Below are 22491 nucleotides of genomic sequence, written 5' to 3' on the forward strand. Positions count from 1 at the left end.
GCAGGGTACGCTCGGGTCGACAAGAAAAGAATATCCTCAGCTACTGTGGAATCAAGGGCGACCAGGCCGGATCAGATGCATCCGTCGGCGTCGGCACCTGGCGCTCGAAGCGCCCCGTGATGTCGATCTGGTGCAGCGTGACCGAACCGGCACGCCCGCCTGAATTCGGCTGCTGACGGAAGAACATCAGCACGCGGCCGTTCGGCGCCCAGGTCGGGCCCTCGACGAGGAATCCGCTCGCCAGCATGCGCTCGCCGCTGCCGTCGGCCCGCATCACGCCGATGCCGAAGCTGCCGGCGGATATCTTGGTGAAGGCGATGAAGTCGCCGCGCGGCGACCACACCGGCGTTGCATAGCGTCCTTCGCCGAAACTGATGCGGCGATCGCCGCCGCCGCTCGCGCTCATCACGTAGAGCTGCTGCGTGCCGCCGCGATCGGAGTTGAACACGATCTGCGTGCCGTCGTTGGAATAGCAGGGCGAGGTGTCGATCGCCGGCGAATTTGTGAGCCGTTGCAGCGCCCGCCCGCGCACGTCCATCTGGTAGATGTCGCTGTTGCCGTCGGCCGAAATGCTCATCACCACTTTCGTGCCGTCGGGCGAGAAGCGCGGCGCGAAGCTCATGCCCGGGAAGTTGCCGAGCAGCTCGCGTCGGCCACTGTCAACGTTCTGCAGGTAGACACGCGGCTGCTCGTTCCTCTCGCCATACGCCATGTAGACGATTTCCTGGAGCGTCGGCGAGAAGCGCGGCGTAAGGGCGATGGAGCGGCCATCAGTGATGTAGCGGTTGTTGAATCCATCCTGGTCCATGATGGCGATGCGCTTGACGCGGGCGCCGAGCGGTCCGGTCTCGGAGACGTAGGCCACGCGCGTGTCGAAGTAGCCCTCCTCGCCGGTCACGCGCTTGTAGATGGCGTCGGCGATGATATGCGCGAGACGCCGCCAGTTGTTGGGCTGGCTGGTGAAGGAGAGGCCCGTCGCCTGCTGGCCGACGACGACGTCCCACAGCCGGAAATCGACCTTGATGTTGCCGCCCGCCGTCGTGACCTGGCCGACGACGACGCCGGCCGCACCGATCTGGCGCCATTCGGGAAAACGTGGCGGCTGATTTGGATCGATATTCTGCTGGATGAATGTGCTGGGCGCGATCGACCTGAACAGACCGGAGTTCTGCAGATCGTTGCGGACCACGCCGGCGATATCCGCGCCGACCTTGTCGCCCTTGAAGTCGACGATCGCGATCGGCACCGGCTCGAAGCTGGGCTTGGTCATGTCGATGGTGAGCTGTGCGGCGGCAGGCGCCGCCGTGCCGGCAGCCAGCGCAACACCACCCAGGATCGTCTGGCGTCGGGGGAGCATCATGTCGAACCTCGTATTCATGAGCACATTGCCTCTATAGCGCGACATCCATCAGTAGTCGCGTGGATCGAAATTGAAAGTGATCGTGCGCCAGTTGTTGAACTTCTCCGACGAGAGCGGCCACGGCTGGCAACGCGGATTCATGATCGCACGATGAGCGGCGTCGGCGGCGGCGCGATAGGTCGGATCATTGTTGTAGCGCCCAGGCTCCTTGAGATCGGCTTTCACCGGCGTACCGTCCTGATTCATCTGCACGACCAGGGTCACGATCAGCCCGGCCTGATCCTTCACGCCGGCGGGAAAATTCCAGCACGGCCGGATCTTGCTCCGCACACCTTCGATCTCGCTCGCCGTCACCACGGCGGCAAGGTTGGGCGCCGCCGGCGCCTGGCGCGTGACCTGCTGCACCGGCTTGGGCTGCTGCTCCGGAGTCTGGACCTTCTGCGGCGACTGCTTGTTCTTCAGGATGTCGTCGAGAATCGCATCGGCCCGGTCCTGCTTGGGCGGCTGCGGCTTGGGCGGCGGCGGCTTCGGCGGCTCGGGCTTCTTTGCCTCGGGCGCAGGCTTGGGCGGTTCCGGCGGCTTCTCGGCCTTGGGCGGCTCCGGCTCCTTCGGCTTCAGCGCCACGAGATCCTCGACCGGCTTGGCCGGCTCGGGCTTGGGCTTCTCCGCGGGGGTCGGCGGCGGCGGCTTGGCCTCGGCGACCTCGGGCTTCGGCGGCGGCGGTGCCGGCGGCGGGTCGGCGGTCTTGGGCGGCGGCGCCTTGGTCGTTTCCTGCGCGATCGGCACGTCCTTGGGCTGCGGCGGCGGATTGCCGACGGTGGGCGCCGCAGCCTTCTTGTCGATCGCCTCGAATTCGACCATCACCGGTTCGGGCTCGATCGGCGGCGTCCGGCCGAAGAAATCGAGGTTCAGGACCGCCGCCGCCAGAACGAAGACGTGCACCATCGCCGACACGATCGCCGGTGTGCGCATCTCGATGCTGGTGGGAGAACGTCCGACCATCGATTGCTTCGCCTCCAACTTTCTACCGGCGCGGCGCAGGCTGTGGCGCGCGCGGTGCCGGGGCCGGCGTCACCGTGCCACCCCCCTTGCCGAGCTGCTGCGCCTGCTCGCCCAGAAGGCCGAGCTGGCGGAAGCCGCTGTCGATCACCACGCCCATGACCTCCATCATCTTTCCATAGTCCACGGCTTTGTCGCCGCGCATGAACACGCGCTGGTCGGGCTTCTCCTCGTGAACCGCCTTCAGTTTGGCGGCCAACCCGGCGATGTCGTACGGCGTTTCACCCAGGAACACCTCGCCCTTCGAGTTGACCGATACGACCAAAGGCTCGTCCTTGCCGCCGACCTGCTGGGCGCTCGTCTTCGGCAAATCCACGGGCACGCCGACCTGCAGCAGCGGCGCGGTGATCATGAAGATGACCAGCAGCACCAGCATGACATCGACCATCGGCGTCACGTTGATGTCGGCGATCGGACTGAAATTCTGCCGCCGCCGGAACCGGCTGCCGCCGCCTCCGCCGCCGCTGGGAATGATGGCTGCCATCAGACCTGCTCCTCGAGCTGACGCGACAGGATGGTGATGAACTCACCGGCGAACGCCTCGAGCTGGTGGCTGTAGCGCTGCACCTGTCCCGAGAGAATGTTGTAGGCGCCGGCGGCCGGGATTGCCGCGACCAGTCCGATGGCGGTGGCGAACAGGGCTTCGGAAATGCCCGGCGCCACGACGGCAAGCGACGTGTTCTTCGACTGCGCGATATGGCCGAAGCTGTTCATGATGCCCCAGACCGTGCCGAACAGGCCGACGAAGGTGGCGTTGGCGCCGACCGTGGCGAGGAAGCCCAGGCGCTTCTCGATCGCCTCCATCTCGCGCTGGATGGTGACGCTCATCACCTGCTCGATGCGCTGGCGGAGCGCGGCGCGCGCCGTGGCGCTGGTCGCCAGGCCCTTGGAGACCGAGCGGCGCCACTCGCGCATGGCGGCGGCGAAGACGCTCGACATCGGATCGTCGGGCTTGGCGCCGACGCGGTCGTAGAGATCCTCGAGCGAGATGCCAGACCAGAAGGTGTCCTCGAAGGACTGGGCGCTGCGCTTCAGCGTCCGCAACCGGAGGACCTTCTCGAAGATGATCGCCCACGACCAGAAGGACGCGATCAGCAAGGCAATCATCACCGCCTTGACGACCCAGTCGGCCTGCATGAACAGGCCGTAGACCGACATATCGATCGTCCCTGTGCCGCCGCCGAGGGGGGCTCCGGCGACTTGCGCAAACGCGTCCATTTTAGATTCTCCGTTGGTTCAAGAGGGTTATATCCGAATATGGCGTGAGCGGGGCGAGCCGCTCACCACGACCTGGGCCAAGGCAGTCCGCACGTGCGGCGGCAATCGGACCGGCCGGCCGGCCGCGCCCATGCAGGCGACGGTCAGCTCGGCGCGGACCAGGGTTTCTTCACCACGGCGAGCCTGCTGGAGCATATCCAGCGAGGCACCGCGCAATTCACCACAGCTGGTGACGATCTCGATCGACTCGTCCAGCCGGGCGGGCTTCAGATAGTCGATGGCGCAGCGGCGGACGACCCAACTCACGTCGCGCGCCTCGCGCAAGGCGCTGTGCTCGTGGCCGAGCAGCCGGAGCAATTCGGTGCGGCCACGTTCGAGGAAGCGCAGCCAGTTGGCATAGTAGACGATGCCGGCCGCATCGGTGTCCTCGTAATAGACCCGGAGCGGCAGCACATGGGCGCCGTCGGCGATGCGGCCCGAGGTGGGCGCTGTCACGCCTCCTCCGCCGAGCTGCCCGTCGCCAGCAGGTCGAGCTGCTGCTTCTGGTCCTTGGGCACTGCCAGGCCGAGATGGCGGTAACCACCCTCGGACAACAGTCGCCCGCGTGGCGTGCGCATCAGCAGCCCGAGTTGCATCAGGTAGGGTTCGATCACGTCCTCGATCACGTCGCGCTGCTCGGACAGGGCGGCCGCCAGGGTCTCCGCGCCAACCGGTCCGCCGCCGTAGTTCTCGGCGATGCAGCCAAGGTAGCGGCGGTCCATGGCGTCGAGGCCGCGTCCATCGACCTCGAGCCGGACCAGCGCGTCGTCGGCCACTGCCGCATTGACCACGGCATGACCGGCAACCGACGCGAAGTCTCGAACACGGCGCAGCAGGCGGTTGGCCACCCGCGGCGTGCCGCGCGAACGCTTGGCGATCTCCGCTCCGCCGTCTTTGGACATCGACATCTTCAGCACGCGCGCCGCGCGCTGCACGATGGTCTCCAATTCGGCCGGCTCGTAGAACACCATGCGCAGCGGGATGCCGAACCGCTCGCGCAGCGGGCGGGTCATCAGGCCGGAGCGCGTCGTCGCGCCGACCAGTGTGAACGGGGGCAGTTCGATGCGGACCGAGCGGGCGGCCGGCCCCTCGCCGATCATCAGGTCGAGCTGAAAATCCTCCATCGCGGGATAGAGCACTTCCTCGATCGCCGGATTGAGGCGGTGAATCTCGTCGATGAAGAGGACATCGTGCGGCTGCAGGTTGGTCAGCTGCGCCGCGAGGTCTCCCGCCTTCTGGATCACCGGCCCCGACGTGGCGCGGAAACCTGCCCCCATCTCGCGGGCGACGATCTGCGCCAGCGTCGTCTTGCCGAGCCCGGGAGGGCCGTGGAACAGCACGTGGTCGAGCGCCTCGCCCCGCGCCTTGGCCGCGGCGATGAAGATCTTGAGGTTCTCGCGGACCTGCTTCTGGCCGATGAAATCGTCGAGGGTCTGCGGCCGCAGCGCGAGCTCGGCGGCGTCCTCTTCCGCCCGCTTGGGCGCGACCAGCCGATCGGTCGTGGCGTTCATCGCGCCAACTCCTGCAGACCGGCACGAATCACGGCATCGAGCCTGGCATCAGCACCCAGCCGCTGGGTCACGCGCGCCACCGCACCGAAAGCCTCGACCCGGCGATATCCGAGATTGACCAGAGCCGAGACGGCATCCTCGTTGAGCGAGCCGGCAGGCGCCGACGCCGCGGTCTCGGCTGCGTTCGACGCAGGCGAGGCGATGCCGAACGCGGCCGCCTTGTCCTTGAGCTCGGTGGCGAGACGCGCCGCGAGCTTCGGCCCGACGCCGGCCGGACGGCTCAGCGTCGCACGGTCCTGGGCGGCAATCGCGCGCGCGATCTCGTCCGGCGACAGCGTCGAGAGGATCGACAGCGCCACGCGCGCCCCCACGCCCTGGACCGTCGTCAGAATGCGGAACCAGTCGCGTTCGGCGGTCTCCAGGAAGCCGTAGAGCGCGATGGCATCCTCGCGCACGATGGTCTCGACCAGCACCGTCGCCGGTTCGCCGACCACGAGGTTTCGCAAGGTCCGGGCCGACGCCGAGACGAGGTAGCCGACGCCGCCGACATCGACGATCGCGCTGTCGGTGTCGACGGCATCCACCACGCCCTTCAGCTTGGCGATCACAGCGCCGCCTCGATGCGTTTGGCCGTAGCCCGATGATGGGCATGGCAGATGGCGACGGCGAGCGCGTCGGCGGCATCGGCGGTGGCCTCGACGCCGGGCAACAGGCGGCCGACCATCATGGCGATCTGGTGCTTGTCGGCATGGCCCGCGCCGGTCACGGATTTCTTCACGAGGTTGGCGGCATATTCGTAGACCGGCAGGCCAGCCTGCGCCGGCGCCAGCATCACCACGCCGCGTGCCTGGCCGAGTTTCAGGGTCGAGCCGGGATTCGCGTTCACGAATGTCTCCTCGACCGCCGCCTCGAGCGGCCGGTGTGCCGCCACGATGCCTGCCACGCCATCGAACAGCTCCCGCAGCCGTTCGGCCAGGGTTCCCGCGGTCGCCACCTTGACGACGCCGTGGGCGACATGACGCAGGCGGTTGCCGTCGACGTCGATCACGCCCCAGCCGGTCAACCGCAGACCGGGATCGAGGCCGATCAATCTCATGGGGTCACGCTTCAGGCCGCGAACTTCGCCAGGGCATCGTCCGACGCCTCGAAATTGGCGTAGACGTTCTGAACGTCGTCGTTGTCCTCGAGGGCCGCGATCAGGGTGAACAGCGTCTGGACGCTATCGCCCTCGACCGGCGTCGTGGTCTTGGGCCGCCAGGTCAGCTTCGCAGCCGACGGCTGTCCGAGCGATTTCTCGAGCGCCTCGCGCACCGCGTTGAAACTGTCCTGGGCGCAATAGATCTCATGCACTCCCTCCGGCCCCTCGCCGCTCACGACGTCATCGGCGCCGGCGTCGATCGCCTTCTCCAGGACGTCGTCGGGGCTGCCGGCGGACAGCGGAAACCGGAACTCGCCCAGGCGATCGAACATGAACGACACGCTGTTGGATTCACCCAGGTTGCCGCCGTACTTGCTGAAGCTCGACCGGACCTCGCCCGCGGTGCGGTTGCGGTTGTTGGTCAGCGCCTCGACGATCAGCGCCACGCCACCCGGCCCGTAGCCCTCGTACCGGACCTCGTCATAATTGGCGTCCGCGTCCGAGCCCGAGCCGCGCTTGATGGCGCGATCGATCGTGTCGCGGGTCATGTTGGCGTCGCGGGCCGCGATTACCGCCGCGCGCAGGCGCGGGTTGGCGTTGGGATCGGCCGCACCGAGGCGCGCCGCCGTGGTGATTTCACGGATAATTTTGGTAAAGATCTTCGCCCGCTGGGCGTCCTGACGCCCTTTGCGGTGCATGATGTTCTTGAATTGGGAATGCCCCGCCATCGCCCGACAACCAGATTAAGTGACTTGGAGGCTTGGCTATACCACTTCTCGTGGGTTTTGGCAGGATCGCAGACCGTACAAGCGGCGTTGCGGACAAAAAAAGGCGGGGGCCGAAGCCCCCGCTAAAAAACGTCGGAACCTAGATTCCGACGCCCCCTCTAACCTTTGAAGACAGTTCGCCAACGCAGCGAAAAATCGTTTAACATCAAGAGGATGACTAATTTTCCCCAGGCCGTCAATCACCGTCTTTTGACACTTCTAATAGCTACGAACGAGGCCTGTGGGATACAAGATGCTGCGACCTAGCCGGCAGGCGGCAGGCGGCCCCCCAGCCGGAGGGGGCGAACCGACCGGGCCAGGCCGGTCTTGTCGTCGGTTTCTACCACCGCCGCGCACAAAGTGCCCTCGCCTTCGGCCGGCGACAGGCGCTCACCCGGCATCTTCTTGAGGAAACGCTGCACGGCGACGTCCTTTTTCATGCCGATCACCGAATCGTAGTCGCCGCACATGCCGACATCGGTCTGATAGGCCGTACCGCCGGGAAGGATCCAGGAGTCGGCTGTCGGCACATGGCTGTGGGTGCCCAGGACAGCCGACACGCGGCCATCGCAGTAGTGACCGACCGACTGCTTCTCGCTAGTCGCCTCGCCATGAACGTCGACCAGGATGAAGTGCGCCGAGCGGCCCAACCCGTACTTGGCGAGTTCGACATCGAGGGCCCGGAACGGATCGTCGAGGGCGTCCATGAACAGCCGGCACATGACATTGATCACGACGATCTTCTGCCCGCGCGCCGTCTGGAACAGGTTGGCGCCCCAACCCGGGGTGCCGGGCGGAAAATTGATCGGCCGCAGCAGCCGCTTGTCCTGGGAGATATAGGGGATGATCTCCCGCTGGTCCCAGGCATGGTTGCCCGTCGTGATGCAATCGACGCCGGCCTCGTGAAGCTCGGCGCAGATCTTGGCCGTGATGCCGAAGCCTGCCGCTGCGTTCTCGCCGTTCACCACCACGAAATCGAGACCGAGTTCGCGCCGCAGCCGCGGGACCTCCTTGATCACCGCATCCCGGCCGGCACGACCGACGATGTCGCCACAAAACAGAACTTTCATGCGCTAGACAAAGGCGCAAGCGCGCCGGTCGGTCAACATCCAATCGAGGCGCTGGTCGCCTGGCCCGTGCGGCACATCGGGAACGACCTGCGCGTCGAAGCCGACGCCGACCGCCGTTACCTTGCGCGTTGCCCGCAGGCCAAGGAGCGTGCGGTCGTAAAAGCCGCCGCCATATCCCAGCCGCCAGCCCTCCTTGTCACAGGCCAGCAGGGGGACCAGCAGCGCGTCGGGTTCCACCGTCTCGCGCCGCGCAGAAGGTTGCAGGGTGCCGAAGACGCCCGCTTCAAGGGGATCGCCCGGACGCCAGGCACGAAACAGCAGTGGCTGGCCCCGGCCCTGCACGACCGGCAGCGCCAGCTGACAGCCCTGGTTGAACAGCTCGATCATCAAAGGCCGGATGTCGATCTCGTCCTTGATCGGCCAGAAGCCGGAAACGACCGCCGGCGTCTCGATCGGCCGCTCCCGGCGCAGGGTGGCGAGCAGCCCGGCCGCGGCGGTGCGGCGCTCTTCCTCCTCCAGGGCACCGCGCCAGGCAAGCATGGCGCTGCGCAGGGTGCGCTTGGCGTCGATCAGGGTCATGTCGTGAGAAGAAACAAGGTGGGGCGGCTCCACGATGGGCCGATGGTTCGTAAGACCTCCAAGGCCTGCTAGTGCAGGTGGGCACCGTGTGATCGGGACCAAGGTCCCAACCAGGAACAGTTCCCGGGAGTTCTTATTGGCCCCGGGGTTTTAAGCGAACCACGCGCCGCGCAGAAATCCGCCCCACCTTCAATCTAGGCACTCGGGGCGGGCACCGCAATGAGCCCCCGCCAATATGAGCCAGAGCGGGCTTTCAGGCCGCGCCACTCACCTTCCTGGACATCTTGTCGACCCGGGCGGTGATCAGGTCCTCGAGCGCCGTGGCCAGCGTCTCGGCGCTGTCGGTGGCACTCGCGCGGGCATTTTCCGCCGCCTTGGCGACGCCACGGGCCTCGCGGCTCTCCTCGGCCAGCAGGAGGGAGGCGAAGACCATCAGCTTGATTTCGGGGGCGCCCGGCAACTGCTTGCGGAGTTCGCCGACCTTTTCGTCGACATAGGCAGCGAGTTCCTGGACGCGTTCTTCTTCGCCATCGCCACAGGCGAGTTCATAGGTACGATTGGCGATCTGAATCGAAACCTGCGGCATTGTCCGCTACTCCTGTTTTTTGCGCCTTACGGCGTTCGAGGGGATGCGTACTCTGACACGTCGCGCCCGACGAAGCATCACCCGCGTGGGGGAGCCCATGTGGGAGGCCCGCGCAGGGAAGTCCGGCGGACCCGGCTACTCCTGGTCGGCGGCGAGCAAGGAGCGGATATATTCCATCGCCCGCTCCAGCCGCCCTTCGACGTCGATGGCGACTTTCTTCAATTCGTCGTGCTGCTGTTCCAGCTTGTTGAGGCGTTTGGCGAGTTCTTCGGATCGCACCGCTTCGGCCCGCAGGCGCTCCTCGAGCATCGTTTCAAGCCGGCTGAGCGCAACGTCCACGCGGTCCTTCGCACTGGCTGCCTTGGACATCGCCCCCCCGCCGGCGGATCGCAGTGGGTCTCCCGGCTGCATCTGCTCCATGCCGGAAGGATAAGTTGAGCAGCCGGGAGCGGTCAACATCTGGGCCCTGTGGAGCAACGCTCGCCGCAAGATGTTGCCCTCGGGCGAGGTTTTGCGCATTGACGCGCCAAAGTGCGGTCGGCATGTTGCGCGCCGCTCCCAAAAACCATACGGCGCACGCACAAAATGACCGAACAGACCGCCGCCCACCGCGACATGGCGAACGCCATCAGGGCCTTGGCCATGGATGCCGTGCAGCAGGCGGACTCCGGCCATCCCGGCATGCCGATGGGCATGGCCGACGTCGCCACCGTCCTGTTCTCGAAATTCCTGAGGTTCGATGCCTCGGAGCCGAACTGGCCCGACCGCGACCGCTTCATCCTGTCGGCCGGCCACGGGTCGATGCTGCTTTATTCGTTGCTGCATCTGACCGGCTATGCCGACATGACGCTCGACGAGTTGAAGAACTTCCGCCAGCTCGGCAGCCGCACCGCCGGCCACCCCGAGCACGGCCATGCCAGCGGCATCGAGACCACGACTGGCCCGCTCGGCCAAGGGCTCGGCAACTCGGTCGGTTTCGCCATCGCCGAACGCCTGCTCGCCGAGCGCTTCGGCCGCGATCTCGTCGACCACTTCACCTATGTGATCGCCGGCGACGGCTGTCTCATGGAGGGCGTGGGCCAGGAGGCGATCACGCTGGCGGGACACCTCGGCCTCGGCCGCCTGATCGTGCTGTTCGACGACAACGGCATCACGATCGATGGCGCCACCTCGCTCAGCACCTCGGAAGATCACAAGAAGCGCTTCGCCGCTGCCGGCTGGCATGTGCTGTCGGTCGACGGCCATGACGCCGACGCGGTCACCCGCGCCATCCGCAAGGCGCGCAACGTCACCGACAAGCCGTCGCTGATCGCCTGCAAGACGGTGATCGGCTACGGCGCGCCGACCAAGGCCGGCACCGCGGCCACGCACGGCTCGCCACTCGGCAAGGATGAGATCGCGGGCGCCCGGCAGAAGCTCGGCTGGAGCCACGCCCCGTTCGACATTCCCGAGGCGATCTTCTCGGCCTGGCGCAAGATCGGTGCGCGCGGCAAGTCGGCGCGACGCAAGTGGGCCAAACGGCTGGCGTCGGTGGCGCCCGAGGAACGGACGGAGTTTGCCCGCCGCCAACGCGGTGACATTCCCGCCGCGGTCGGCGAGGCGATCAGTGCCTTCAAGGCCAAGGTCGCCGCCGAGAAGCCCGCCTGGGCCACGCGCAAGTCCAGCCAGGAAGTGCTGGAAGTCATCAACCCGGTGCTGCCCGACACGATCGGCGGCTCGGCCGACCTCACCGGCTCGAACAACACCAAGACCGCCACCCTGAAACCGCTTACGCGCAGCGACGCCTCGGGTCGCTACGTCTATTACGGCATCCGCGAGCACGCGATGGCCGCGGCCATGAACGGCATGGCGCTGCACGGCGGGGTGATCCCTTACGGCGGCACCTTCCTGGTGTTCACCGACTATTGCCGCGGCGCCATCCGTCTGTCGGCGCTGATGGGGCTTAGGGTGATCTATGTGATGACCCACGATTCGATCGGGCTCGGCGAAGACGGGCCGACTCACCAGCCGGTCGAGCATCTGGCGGCGCTGCGCGCCATTCCCAACCTCCGGGTGCTGCGCCCGGCCGACGCCATCGAGACGGCGGAGTGCTGGCAGCTTGCGCTCGAGTCGCACCACACACCCAGCGTCATCGCGCTGACGCGCCAGAACCTGCCGACGGTGCGTGGCGCCGGCGACGAAAATCTGTGCGCCCGCGGCGCCTATATCCTGGCGGGCGAGGCTTCGGCCGGCGTCCGCCTGATCGCCACGGGCTCGGAAGTCCAACTGGCCCTCGCCGCGCGCGATCTGCTGGCCAAGGAGGGCGTGGCCGCCGCGGTGGTATCGTTGCCGTCGTGGGAGCTCTTCGCGGCACAGGATGCCTCGTACAGGAACGAGGTCCTGGGCGGCGACGGCACCATTCGCGTCGCCTGCGAAGCAGCATCGGGCTTCGGCTGGGAGCGCTGGCTTGGCAGCCGAGGCGCCTTCGTCGGCATGAAGGGTTTCGGCGCATCGGCCAAGGCCACGGATCTCTACAAGCATTTCGGAATCACCGCCGAGGCGATCGCCGCAGAGGCACGCCGGCTGGCTAATTGACGGAGGAAGACATGGCTGTACGGGTAGCAATCAACGGCTTCGGGCGCATTGGCCGCAACGTCCTGCGCGCCATCATGGAATCGGGGCGCAAGGACATCGAGGTCGTGGCGATCAACGATCTCGGCCCGGTCGAGACCAACGCCCATCTCTTCCGCTTCGACTCGGTGCACGGCCGCTTCAACGGCGAGGTCAAGGTCGACGGCGACACGATCGACGTCGGCCGTGGCAAGATCAAGGTCACGGCCGAGCGTGACCCCGCCAAACTGCCGCACAAGGCGATGGGCGTCGACATCGCGCTCGAATGCACCGGCTTCTTCACGTCGAAGAAGGCGGCCTCCGCCCACATCGACGCCGGCGCCCGGCGCGTGCTGGTCTCCGCCCCCGCCGACGGCGCCGACCTCACCGTCGTCTACGGCGTCAACCACGACAAACTCACCAAGGATCACCTGGTCGTCTCCAACGCCTCGTGCACGACCAACTGCCTGGCGCCGGTCGCCAAGGTGTTGAACGACGCGGTCGGCATCACGCACGGCTTCATGACGACGATCCACGCCTACACCGGCGACCAGCCGACGCTCGACACCATGCACAAGGATCTCTACCGCGGCCGCGCGGCCGCCCTGTCGATGATCCCGACCTCGACCGGTGCCGCCAAGGCGGTGGGCCTGGTGCTGCCGGAGTTGAACGGCAAGCTCGACGGCGTCTCCATCCGCGTGCCGACGCCCAACGTCTCGGTGATCGACTTCAAGTTCGTGGCCTCGCGCAAGACCGATGTAGGCGAGATCAACAAGGCCGTGAAGCTCGCCGCCGCCAACCAGCTCAAGGGTATCCTGGGCTGGACCGACGCGCCCAACGTGTCGATCGACTTCAACCACGACCCGCACTCCTCGACCTTCCACATGGACCAGACCAAGGTCATGGACGGCACCCTGGTGCGTGTCATGAGCTGGTACGACAACGAGTGGGGCTTCTCCAACCGCATGTCCGACACCGCCGTGGCGATGGGCAAGCTCGGCTAGGCTGGCCGTCTTACGGCTGCGATCCCGCGAAACGCCTCCTCGAGCCTCACCGGATTCGGGGGCGGCTGCCAGGCCGATTGCCATTCGACGAGACCCAAAAGGTGGTCGAGCATCAGCTTGGCCGCCTTTTTTGCGTCGCGCGCCAGGATCGCCTTGACGATGTCGGCGTGATCGTGTGGACCGGCGCAGTTGTGGAAGCGCTCCGGCGCCGACAGCGAAAAATGCATGGTCGAGCGCGTCAGCAATCCACGCAGCAGTTTCGAGAGCTGCTCGTTGCCGCAAAGCTCGGCCAGCAGCACGTGGAATTCGCCTGACAGGCCGAACAGCCGGCCGCGATCGTCGTTCCTGACCGCCAGCCGCTCTTCGTTGATGTGCGCCTTGAGGCGCTGCGCCGCGGGCGGCCCGTATCCGGTGCAGAGCCGGCCGACGATGGCGGTCTCCAGCATCGTGCGTACGTCATAGATCTCCCGGACTTCCCCGATCGTGAGCGCGGGCACGAAGGTGCCGCGGTTGGGCACCGCCTCCAGCCAGCCCTCGTGCACCAGCCTGTGCAATGCCTTGCGCACCCTCTCGCGGCTGACCTTGAGGACGCGCGCAAGCGCCGGCTCGCCGAGCTTGGTGCCGGGCAGCAACCGGCCCATCAGCATGGCGCGCCGGATGGCCTCGTAGACGGCCTTGTCCATCGCGACATCACCTTTGCGAGGGCCACGCTTCCGGCGAACAAGGGCCATGGTCAGGCTTGGCAGTAGAATGTGCACATTATGGCCGTATATGTGCACAAAACGAGCCACTCCGCACGATCCATCGTCGCTTTGGAGCCGCCGCGCCACTCTCCCCTTGGCACGCCGCTTGCGTCGTTCTGCTGCAGGAGGCGCGGCATGCAATCGACCCCGGCGGGCCGGACACTCGACGTCGAAGACCTGACCGTACGCTACGGGCAGGCGCTGGCCGTCGATGGCGTGACGCTCGCCATCGAGCCGGGCGAGGTCGTGGCCCTGTTGGGCCCATCCGGCTGCGGCAAGACCACCCTGCTGCGCGTGATTGCGGGCTTCGTCCGCCAGGCTGGCGGCCGGGTACGGGTCGACGGAGCCACCATCGACCACCTGCCCGCCAACCAGCGCAACATCGGCATCGTCTTCCAGAACTACGCGCTCTTCCCGCACATGACCGTGGCGGAGAACGTGGCCTATGGGCTTCACGCTCGCGGCATGCGCGGGCCCGAAGTCCTGGCTCAGGTTTCGCGCTTCCTCGACATCGTGCAGCTCGGCGGCTTCCGCGAGCGCCTGCCGCGCCAGCTCTCGGGCGGCCAGCAACAGCGCGTGGCGCTCGCCCGCGCGCTCGCCGTCGAACCGTCGATCCTGCTGCTCGACGAGCCCTTCGCCGCGCTCGACCGCAATCTCAGGCTCGACATGCAGATCGAGGTCAAGCGCCTGCAACGGACGCTCGGCCTCACGACCATCCTGGTGACGCACGATCAGGACGAGGCGATGAGCGTCGCCGACCGGATCGCCGTCATGAACAGGGGCCGGGTCGAGCAGTTCGACACGCCGGTCGCGATCTACGACCGGCCGCAGACCCTGTTCGTCAACGGCTTCATCGGCACGACCAATCTGCTCAACGGCCGGGTCGCGGCGCTCGACGGCGGCACCGCCACCGTCGCCCTCGACGCCGGCGCCACGCTGCGGCTGCCTGCGCCGACGGGTCTCTCAACCGGCGCCCCCGTGATGCTGTCGGTGCGGCCCGAGCAACTCGCGTTGTCGCAAGTGCCGGGCCCGGAGAGCTGGCGCATCGAACGCGGCCTCAGCCTGCCGCTCGGCGCCCAGCTCGTGCACGAGGCCCGCACCACCGATGGCGCCTCGCTCAAGATCGTCGAGCCGCGACGCGCCTCGCCAGCCGACGCCGCCCGCATCTACTGCATGCTCGCTGCCGATGCCCACCCCACCCTGTTCCCGCGTTCCACCTGACAACCACGGAGTTCCTCTCATGTTCAGCCGCAGATCCCTGCTCGCCGGCGCCACCGCGCTCGGCGGCACCTCGCTCCTCCCCTCGCTTGCCCACGCCAAGGGCATCGTCACGGCCGCGACCTATCCCGGAAGTTGGGAAGAGGCCTACCGCACCGTCGTCGCGCCGGCGCTCAAGAAGGCGCACGACATCGATCTCGAATTGCAGCCGCTGTACGCGGTCGACCAGATCGCCAAGGTGAGGGCCGCCCGCGGCGCGCCGCCGTTCGACGCCTTCGTGCTCGACCCCGGCCCCCGCATCACCGGCATCGACGGCGGCCTGTTCGAGAAATTCGACGGCAAGAAGATCAGCAACGCCTCAAAACTGCCGGCCGGCATGATCGACGAATGGGGCATCTGCGTTGGCGCCCAGGTGGTGGGCATCGGCTACAATCCCAAGAAACTGCCCAAGCCCAAGGGCTGGAAGGACTTGCTGAGCGATCCCTGGGTGTCGCGGCTCGGCATCACCGGCTTCCAGACTACCTTCGGCACCGTGTCGCTGATCGAGATCGCCAAGGCGTTCGGCGGCTCGGAGACCAATGTCGAACCCGCTTTCGTCGAGCTGAAGAAGGTGCTGCCCAAGATCGCCGCGGTCGGCAATCCCGCCGCCATGGCCGGGCTGCTGCAGCAGGGCCAATGCGACATCACCTATACCAACATCCAGACGGTCGCGATCCTCAAGAGCCGCGGCGTCGACATCGAGTTCGTCAAGCCCGATAGCGGGGCGGTGGCCTTCTTCACCACCATGCACATCGCCAAGGGCGCCGCCGACGCCGAGAACGCCTACAAATACTTCGACACCGTCGTCAGCAAGGCCGTCGGCGATGCGCTCGTCCAGCCGCCGCACAACTTCATCCCGGTGAACAAGGAAGTCGTGCTGCCGCCCTCGCTGCCGATGACCAACCTCGACGAGATGTCGACCTACGTCCGTCACGACTGGTCGAAGATCAACCCGCTGCGCGCCGCCTGGATCGAGAAGTTCAACAAGGAAATGGCGAAGTGAACAAACTGGCCGAGTGGCAGCTCACGCTGCCACTCGCCCTCGCCTTCGCCGCGATCTTTCTGGCGCCGCTCCTCATGCTGGTCGGCGTCAGCTTCTTCAACGACGACAAGATCACCGAGCCGGGCTTCGCCCAGTGGGCGAAGTTCTACGGCGATCCCTTCAGTTACAAGGTGATCGGCGACACGATGTTGCTCGGCGTCAAGACGGTTTGCGCGACCATCTTGGTTGGCTACCCGCTGGCGCTGGTCTATCTCGACGCGCCTCAGCGCCTGCAGAAGGTGCTGATCTTCATCATCGTGATGCCGCTCCTGCTCTCGGTCGTCGTCCGCACCTTCGCCTGGATCGTGGTGCTGGGCCGCGAGGGCGTCGTGAACCAGCTCCTGCTCTCCCTCGGCATCATCTCCGAGCCGCTGCGCCTGCTGCAGACCGAGCTCGGCCTCGTGATCTCGCTGACGCAGATCGAGATGCCGCTGATGCTGCTGCCGCTGATCAGTGTGATGTCGCGCCTCGATCCCAACCTGCGCGACGCCTCGGCGGCACTCGGCGCTTCGCGCTGGCGTACGCTCTTCACCGTCATCGTGCCGCTCAGCATGCCGGGGCTGGTGGCCGGCTGCCTGCTGGTCTTCGCGAGCTCGACCACGGCCTTCATTTCCCAGACCGTAATCGGCGGCGTGCGGCTCATCTACCTGCCGCTCCTGATCTGGCAGCAGTCCCTGGTCGTCTTCAACTGGCCGTTCGCCGCCGTGGTCTCGATCTCGCTGCTGGTCTCCGTGCTCACCGTCGTGAGCGCTCTCTCATGGCTCGGTCGCCGCTCGGGCGGATACGTCCATGGGTAGGCGGCACAGCCTCGCGGACCTCTCCTACGGCCTCGCGATCGGCACGCTGGCCGTGCTGGCACTGCTGATCATCGTGGCGCCGGTGGTGATCGTGTTGACCACTTCGTTCACCGAGGGCCGCTCGCTAAAATTCCCGCCGACCGGCTTCTCGCTGCAATGGTATGAGGCACTGTTCGATCCCTCGAAGTCGCGCCAGATCCACCGCGCCGTCTCGAACTCGCTCGAGGTCGCGGCCTGGTCGACCGCGTTCGGCGTCCTGTTCGGCGCGCTTGCCGCCCTGGGCCTAGCCCGCAGTCGCAACAGGCTTGCGCGGGTGGCCGACAGCTTCTTCATGTCGCCGCTGGTGCTGCCCGGCCTCACCTTCGGCCTGGCAGCCCTGATGTACTTCACCCTGATGGGCTTCCGGCCATCGCTCAACCTCATCATCGCCGGCCACATGATCGTGACCGTGCCGTTCATCCTGCGGACCACTGCAGCCAGCCTGTCGCAGCTCGATCCCGCGCTGAACGATTCCTCGCAGAGCCTGGGCGCGAGCTGGCTCTACACGATGCGGCGCGTCACCCTGCCGCTGATCGCGCCGGGCATCATGGCGGGCGCCTTCCTCGCCTTCATGGCCTCGATCGACAATGTGCCGGTCTCGCTCTTCCTCTCGACCGCGCGGACCGACATGCTGCCGATCCGCATGTGGGGCATGATGGAATCGACGCTCGATCCCCGGATCGCCGCCGTGTCGGGCGTATTGATCACCGTGGCCTTTCTGCTGATGCTGATCATGGAATGGACGGTGGGCCTCACCCGCCGCATGCGCGAGTAGAAGCGCGATTGGGGAGTCACCATGGAAATCGTCCCGCAGCCCTTGACCAAGGAGGCCTTCGCCCCGTTCGGCGACGTGATCGACGTGCCGGACGCAGCCGGCCGCACCTACTACGAGGATGCGCTGGGCAACCTGCGGCCGACCGCACATGCCAGCCTCTCGGTCAGCCTGAAGCCCGAGACGCCGGAGCGGCCGCTGAGGGCCGACCTTCTGGAACGCCACCAATTCTCGTCGCAGACCTTCATGCCCCTCGATGTCGGCCGCTGGCTGATCGTGGTGGCACCGCACGCAAAGGCGGGCGGCCCAGACCTCGCCGGGGTGCGCGCCTTCATCGCCACTGGCAAGCAGGGCGTCACCTATCGGCCCGACACCTGGCACCACGGCCTCACCGTGCTCGACCGGCCCGGCCGCTTCGCCGTCTTCATGTGGCGTGACGGCACCAAGGGCGACGAGGAATTCGTGCCGGTGGCGCCCTTCACCATCCGCATTCCCTGATCCGGAGCCCGCGATGCCTTACGACGTCCGTCGCGATTTCATCGGCTATGGCGCCCATCCGCCGGACCCCAAGTGGCCGAACGGTGCACGCCTCGCGGTGAACTTCGTGATGAACTACGAGGAAGGCTCGGAACCCTCGATGCAGGACGGCGAGGGCCACACCGAGATCGGCCTCAGTGACGCCAGCCGCATGGGCCAGTCGATCAAGGGCCGCGACCTCGCCGCCGAAGGCCTGTTCGAATACGGCAGCCGGGTCGGCTTCTGGCGCCTGATGCGACTCTTCCAGGAGCGCGGTCTGCCGATGACGATCTTCGGCTGCGGTCTGGCGCTCGAGCGCAATCCGCAAGCCTCGGAGGCGATCAAGAAGTCGGGCTTCGACGTCTGCTCGCATGGCTGGCGCTGGATCAAGCATTACGAACTCGATGAGGCCACGGAGCGCGAGCACATCAGGAAGGCGATCACCGCCATCGAGAAGATGACCGGCGAACGGCCGCTCGGCTGGTACTGCCGCTATGGGCCCGGCGTGAACACGCGGCGTCTCGTCATGGAAGAAGGCGGGTTCCTGTACGACAGCGACTATTACGGCGACGAGCTGCCGTTCTGGGTCACCGTCGACGGCAAGGCCCAACTCGTGGTGCCCTACTCCGTCACCAACAACGACGGCCAGTTCGGCGCCGCCATCGGCACCTCGGACCAGTGGTTCTCCTTCGTGCGCGACGCCTTCGACATGCTCTATCGCGAGGGGGCGACGGCGCCGAAGATGATGTCGGTCGGCCTGCACATGCGGCTGATCGGCCATCCGGCGCGCGCCGTCGGCCTGGAGCGGCTGCTCGACCATATCCAGAAGCATGCCGGCGTCTGGGTCACCCGCCGCGTCGACATCGCCCGCCACTGGATCAAGACCCATCCCTATCCGGGCAAGGGGCTGAATGAGTGACAAAGGCCCATAGGCCTTTGTCATCCCGAGCGAAGCGAGGGATCTTTGAAGCAACAGGAAAGGTCCCTCGCTACGCTCGGGATGACACCGGTGTATTGTTGCGACCATGGGACCCGTAATTTTGGTCAGGGACTGGCGGCAGACAAAGGCCGCGCTAGCGGCTGCGCGCGACGAGGGCCGCGCACCCATCCTGCTGACGCCGGAGAATGCGGCCGCGACCTACGGCGCGGGATACCTGGCGGCGCTTCAGGATCGCGCGCGCGAAGAGTTCCCCGACGTGGCCTTCACCCTGATCGTCGATTGCGGCGACACGCCGGGCTATGCGCTGGCCTGTCTGCGCGCCGGCGTACGGACCATCTCGATGTCGCCGCCCAACGACAAGATCGCCGACATCGCCCGGCAGATGGGGGCTGAACTGGTAAGGAGACCGACATGAGCTGGCAGCCGACGCGCGACCTCGTGGGCTATGGCCCCAACCCGCCCGATCCGAAATGGCCTGGCGGCGCCCGCGTCGCGATCAATTTCGTCATGAACTATGAGGAAGGCTCGGAGCCTTCCATGCAGGACGGCGAAGGCTATACCGAGACCGGCCTCACCGAATCCTCGACCTCGTCGGTCGGCATGAAGGGTCGCGATCTGGCTGGCGAGAGCATGTTCGAGTTCGGCAGCCGCGTCGGCTTCTGGCGCATCATGCGCGCCTTCCAGGAACGCGGCCTGCCGCTCACCGTCTTCGGTTGCGCGCTGGCGCTGGAGCGCAACAAGCTGGCGGCAGAAGCGATCCGCAAGTCCGGCTTCGACGTCTGCTGCCATGGCTGGCGCTGGGTGCGCCACTTCCAGCTGAGCGAAGCCGAGGAGCGCGACCATATCCAGAAGGCGATCAAATCCCTGAAGCAGACGGTGGGCGACCGCCCGGCCGGCTGGTATTGCCGCTACGGACCCAGCGTCAACACGCGCCGCCTGCTGGTCGAGGAAGGCGGCTTCACCTACGATTCCGACTACTACGGCGAGGAGCTGCCCTTCTGGCAGACCGTCGAGGGCAAGCCGCACCTGGTCGTGCCCTATTCGCTCACCAACAACGACGGCAAGTACGCCGCCGGCATGGTCCATTCCGACCAGTGGTTCAGTCTCGTCCGCGACGCCTTCGACGTCCTCTATAAGGAGGGCGCCACGGCGCCCAAGATGATGTCCGTCGGCCTGCACATGCGGCTGATCGGCCATCCGGGCCGCATAGCGGGGCTTTGGCGCTTCCTGGACCATGTCCAGAAGCACCAGAACGTGTGGGTGACTCGCCGGATCGACATCGCCAACCACTGGAAGGCGACGCACCCCTACAACGGCAAGGGCCTGAACGAGTAAGGCGCTCCGCAGGAGCGCCTGGCGGCGTGTAGCGCTGCAGCGAAGCGAAGCGCGGGCGCCGCGCGCTGCAGAATGGGTCGAGATGTCGAAGACGCGCTCAGCCCTTCGCGCGCCCGGCGACCATGCGTACCTTGCCGGGTGCGGCGAACCAGATCGAGACGGCACCCAGCACGCTGAAGCCCAGCGCCACGGCGAAGCCCGTCGCGTACGTGCCCTGGACGTCGTACAGCACGCCGGTGACCCAGGGCCCCGCCGCGCCTCCGGCCAGCAACGAGACCATGAGCAGGCTGAAGATCGAGCCGAAGTGCGGACCTTCGAATATCTCGGCCACCACCGCGCCCATCAAACTGGTGAAGGAGTAGCCCAGCACGCCCTGCGACAGGACCATGACATAGAGCAGCGGTTCCGACGGTCCGGCGGCGAGCGCCAGGAGTGCTGCGTAACAGATCGCGAAGCCCATCGCGGCGATGCTCCAGACGATCTCGCGGCCGATGCGGTCCGAGAGTGCGCCAAGCAGGATCTGGCCCGGAATGCCGACCATCGCCACGAGGCCTAGCGACCAGGCCGCCTGCATCGGACTGAAGCCGATCTCGACCAGGTACTTCGTCTGGTGCACCTGCACCGCATACCAAGCATAGCCCCCGCAGAAAAAACCGATGCAGAGCCACCAGAAGCGGTGCGTGCGGATCGCCCTGGCGACCGTCCATTCGATCGCCGTCCAGTGCGGATCGACGATGGCGGCCGCGCGACGCGCGGCGGCGACGCCGGGTTCCTTCGCGCCGTCGGGCAGCAAGCCGAGATCCTGAGGCCGCTTGGTCACGATCAGGTTGATCGGCAGCAGCACGAACAGGGTCATGAGCCCGAGTGCCCAGCAGGCGCTGCGCCAGCCGTCCTTCAGGATGATTGTCTGCAGCCAGGGCAAGATCAGGATCGCGCCGACACCCACGCCGGAAAAGGCGAGTCCGATCGCGAGCGCGCGGCGGCGCACGAACCAGTTCGGCAGGTACTGCGATTGCACGGAAAAGCTCATGCAGTTGGCCCCCGCGCCGACCAGCACGCCGAGCGTCGCGTAGAGCTGCCACGGCGCGTGCATCATCGTGGCGCCCAGCAATCCCGCCGCCGTCAGCACGACGCCGACCTCGATCACGAAGCGCGGTCCGCGCTTGTCCATGACGCGGCCGACCACCGGGCTGATCACGGCGGAGACCAGGAAGCCGAAGGAGAAGGCGCCAGCCGCCAGGCCGCGATCCCAGCCGAACTCGTCGACGATGGGCGGGAACATCAGCGAGAAGGCCGTGCGGGCGGTCACGCTCACCGCCACGGTCAGGAAGGCGACCACGATGATCACCCAGCCGAAGAAGAACGGGAGGCGCGCCGCGAATGGCACCGGCGACACTTGAGGCTGCACTGATATTTCCTTATCCGTTTCGCCAGCCGCGTTGTGGCTTGAAGGGGAGGCCAACCTGTCCACAGCTCCGCGGCGGGGTCAACGACGTGGCAGGTAGTCGGCCGCTCCGGGGCTTGAACCGGTCTCCCGGCACCGCTATCACCGCGCGGTCAGGCCAGAATGGACCAAATGGGAGCCAGGACGTGAAGATCACCCGCAGCGTCAAGAAGATCCTCGACAACTACGAGAGCGACAATCCCGGCACCAAGGGCAATCTCGCGCGCATCCTGATGCACGGCCGCCTGGGCGGCTCGGGCAAGATGGTGATCCTGCCTGTCGACCAGGGCTTCGAGCATGGCCCGGCCCGCTCCTTCGCGCCCAACCCGGACGCCTACGATCCGCACTACCACTACCAGCTTGCGATCGATGCCGGCCTGAACGCCTATGCCGCCCCGCTCGGCCCGCTCGAGGCCGGCGCCGACACTTTCGCCGGTGCCATCCCGACCATCCTCAAGGTCAACAGCGCCAATTCTCTGTCGACCAACAAGGACCAGGCCGTCACCGCCTCGGTGATGGATGCGCTCAAGCTCGGCTGCGCCGCGATCGGCTTCACGATCTATCCCGGCTCGGAAGACCAGTACGAGATGATGGAAGAGATCCGCGAGATGTCGGAGGAGGCCAAGTCGGTCGGCCTCGCCGTCGTCATGTGGTCCTATCCGCGCGGCGGCAAGCTCGACAAGGCG

Annotated in this window: 26 protein-coding genes and 1 other RNA gene; 11 read left to right on the top strand and 16 right to left on the bottom strand. The window is 66.6% G+C overall.

The features are described 5' to 3' along the window. Positions 1-40: 40 nt before the first annotated feature. The 14 genes from tolB to EPO55_RS14715 form a co-directional block, all read right to left on the bottom strand. The gene (gene tolB, locus EPO55_RS14650; protein WP_296337672.1) at positions 41-1360 is read right to left on the bottom strand and encodes a Tol-Pal system beta propeller repeat protein TolB; all 1320 of its coding nucleotides are present in this window, start codon (positions 1358-1360) and stop codon (positions 41-43) included. 48 nt (positions 1361-1408) lie between these two features. Continuing rightward, positions 1409-2362 carry a hypothetical protein gene (locus tag EPO55_RS14655; protein ID WP_296337674.1) on the bottom strand — a complete coding sequence of 318 codons (954 nt, stop codon included), beginning with the start codon at positions 2360-2362 and terminating at the stop codon, positions 1409-1411. Positions 2363-2384: 22 nt separating this feature from the next. After that, entirely contained in the window at positions 2385-2903 is a 519-nt protein-coding gene (locus EPO55_RS14660) for an ExbD/TolR family protein (RefSeq protein WP_296337675.1), read from the bottom strand. Next, entirely contained in the window at positions 2903-3637 is a 735-nt protein-coding gene (gene tolQ, locus EPO55_RS14665) for a protein TolQ (RefSeq protein ID WP_296337676.1), read from the bottom strand. The genes EPO55_RS14660 and tolQ overlap by 1 nt, the downstream gene beginning before the upstream one ends. 27 nt (positions 3638-3664) lie before the next feature. Continuing rightward, a complete protein-coding gene (ybgC, locus tag EPO55_RS14670) occupies positions 3665-4132 on the bottom strand; it encodes a tol-pal system-associated acyl-CoA thioesterase (protein ID WP_296337677.1) in 468 nt (155 codons plus the stop codon). Beyond that, entirely contained in the window at positions 4129-5187 is a 1059-nt protein-coding gene (ruvB, locus tag EPO55_RS14675; RefSeq protein ID WP_296337678.1) for a Holliday junction branch migration DNA helicase RuvB, read from the bottom strand. The genes ybgC and ruvB overlap by 4 nt, the downstream gene beginning before the upstream one ends. After that, the gene (gene ruvA, locus EPO55_RS14680; RefSeq protein ID WP_296337679.1) at positions 5184-5795 is read right to left on the bottom strand and encodes a Holliday junction branch migration protein RuvA; all 612 of its coding nucleotides are present in this window, start codon (positions 5793-5795) and stop codon (positions 5184-5186) included. Before ruvA ends, ruvB begins: the two co-directional genes overlap by 4 nt. Then, positions 5792-6283, bottom strand: coding sequence for a crossover junction endodeoxyribonuclease RuvC (gene ruvC, locus EPO55_RS14685; RefSeq protein ID WP_296337680.1), 492 nt, complete (start codon positions 6281-6283; stop codon positions 5792-5794). The genes ruvA and ruvC overlap by 4 nt, the downstream gene beginning before the upstream one ends. Before the next feature lie 11 nt (positions 6284-6294). Next, a complete protein-coding gene (locus EPO55_RS14690) occupies positions 6295-7053 on the bottom strand; it encodes a YebC/PmpR family DNA-binding transcriptional regulator (RefSeq protein ID WP_296337681.1) in 759 nt (252 codons plus the stop codon). Positions 7054-7355: 302 nt separating this feature from the next. Beyond that, positions 7356-8162: a TIGR00282 family metallophosphoesterase gene (locus EPO55_RS14695; protein WP_296337682.1), complete on the bottom strand. Its 807-nt coding sequence runs from the start codon at positions 8160-8162 to the stop codon at positions 7356-7358. A gap of 3 nt (positions 8163-8165) precedes the next feature. Continuing rightward, entirely contained in the window at positions 8166-8741 is a 576-nt protein-coding gene (locus EPO55_RS14700; protein ID WP_296337683.1) for a 5-formyltetrahydrofolate cyclo-ligase, read from the bottom strand. A 22-nt stretch (positions 8742-8763) separates the two neighbouring features. Further along, positions 8764-8921: non-coding RNA, 6S RNA (gene ssrS / locus EPO55_RS14705), on the bottom strand. A 73-nt stretch (positions 8922-8994) separates the two neighbouring features. Next, the gene (locus EPO55_RS14710) at positions 8995-9327 is read right to left on the bottom strand and encodes a cell division protein ZapA (protein WP_296337684.1); all 333 of its coding nucleotides are present in this window, start codon (positions 9325-9327) and stop codon (positions 8995-8997) included. A gap of 135 nt (positions 9328-9462) precedes the next feature. Beyond that, positions 9463-9786, bottom strand: a complete 324-nt coding sequence (locus tag EPO55_RS14715) for a hypothetical protein (RefSeq protein WP_296337685.1) — start codon at positions 9784-9786, stop codon at positions 9463-9465. A 126-nt stretch (positions 9787-9912) separates the two neighbouring features. On the opposite strand from EPO55_RS14715, the gene tkt reads away from it, so the two are divergent. Continuing rightward, a complete protein-coding gene (gene tkt / locus EPO55_RS14720) occupies positions 9913-11901 on the top strand; it encodes a transketolase (protein ID WP_296337686.1) in 1989 nt (662 codons plus the stop codon). Between the two features lie 11 nt (positions 11902-11912). Beyond that, positions 11913-12920 carry a type I glyceraldehyde-3-phosphate dehydrogenase gene (gap, locus tag EPO55_RS14725; RefSeq protein ID WP_296337687.1) on the top strand — a complete coding sequence of 336 codons (1008 nt, stop codon included), beginning with the start codon at positions 11913-11915 and terminating at the stop codon, positions 12918-12920. Here gap and EPO55_RS14730 read toward each other — a convergent pair. Beyond that, entirely contained in the window at positions 12917-13603 is a 687-nt protein-coding gene (locus EPO55_RS14730; protein WP_296337688.1) for a GntR family transcriptional regulator, read from the bottom strand. The two genes, gap and EPO55_RS14730, sit on opposite strands and share 4 nt — an antisense overlap. A gap of 195 nt (positions 13604-13798) precedes the next feature. On the opposite strand from EPO55_RS14730, the gene EPO55_RS14735 reads away from it, so the two are divergent. The 8 genes from EPO55_RS14735 to EPO55_RS14770 all read left to right on the top strand — a co-directional run bounded on the left by EPO55_RS14735 (position 13799) and on the right by EPO55_RS14770 (position 20361). Continuing rightward, the gene (locus EPO55_RS14735; protein ID WP_296337689.1) at positions 13799-14884 is read left to right on the top strand and encodes an ABC transporter ATP-binding protein; all 1086 of its coding nucleotides are present in this window, start codon (positions 13799-13801) and stop codon (positions 14882-14884) included. A 19-nt stretch (positions 14885-14903) separates the two neighbouring features. After that, a complete protein-coding gene (locus EPO55_RS14740; protein WP_296337690.1) occupies positions 14904-15923 on the top strand; it encodes an extracellular solute-binding protein in 1020 nt (339 codons plus the stop codon). Next, complete coding sequence (locus EPO55_RS14745; RefSeq protein WP_296337691.1) at positions 15920-16759, top strand: ABC transporter permease; 840 nt, start codon at positions 15920-15922, stop codon at positions 16757-16759. Before EPO55_RS14740 ends, EPO55_RS14745 begins: the two co-directional genes overlap by 4 nt. Next, entirely contained in the window at positions 16752-17573 is an 822-nt protein-coding gene (locus EPO55_RS14750; protein ID WP_296337692.1) for an ABC transporter permease, read from the top strand. Before EPO55_RS14745 ends, EPO55_RS14750 begins: the two co-directional genes overlap by 8 nt. Before the next feature lie 21 nt (positions 17574-17594). Beyond that, positions 17595-18068 carry an ureidoglycolate lyase gene (locus EPO55_RS14755; protein WP_296337693.1) on the top strand — a complete coding sequence of 158 codons (474 nt, stop codon included), beginning with the start codon at positions 17595-17597 and terminating at the stop codon, positions 18066-18068. Between the two features lie 13 nt (positions 18069-18081). After that, positions 18082-19005: a polysaccharide deacetylase family protein gene (locus EPO55_RS14760; protein ID WP_296337695.1), complete on the top strand. Its 924-nt coding sequence runs from the start codon at positions 18082-18084 to the stop codon at positions 19003-19005. Between the two features lie 106 nt (positions 19006-19111). After that, the gene (locus EPO55_RS14765; protein ID WP_296337696.1) at positions 19112-19441 is read left to right on the top strand and encodes a hypothetical protein; all 330 of its coding nucleotides are present in this window, start codon (positions 19112-19114) and stop codon (positions 19439-19441) included. Then, positions 19438-20361, top strand: coding sequence for an allantoinase PuuE (locus EPO55_RS14770; protein ID WP_296337697.1), 924 nt, complete (start codon positions 19438-19440; stop codon positions 20359-20361). Before EPO55_RS14765 ends, EPO55_RS14770 begins: the two co-directional genes overlap by 4 nt. Positions 20362-20458: 97 nt before the next feature. On the opposite strand, the gene EPO55_RS14775 is transcribed toward EPO55_RS14770, so the two are convergent. After that, on the bottom strand, positions 20459-21769 hold the full coding sequence (locus tag EPO55_RS14775; RefSeq protein ID WP_296337698.1) for an MFS transporter: 1311 nt from the start codon (positions 21767-21769) through the stop codon (positions 20459-20461). 182 nt (positions 21770-21951) lie between these two features. Between EPO55_RS14775 and EPO55_RS14780 the strand changes: the two genes are divergently transcribed. Then, a partial coding sequence (locus EPO55_RS14780; RefSeq protein WP_363719148.1) for a class I fructose-bisphosphate aldolase occupies positions 21952-22491 on the top strand: 540 nt, incomplete at its 3' end.

The sequence above is a fragment of the Reyranella sp. genome, assembly GCF_004296935.1.
In the GTDB taxonomy this organism is placed as follows: domain Bacteria; phylum Pseudomonadota; class Alphaproteobacteria; order Reyranellales; family Reyranellaceae; genus Reyranella.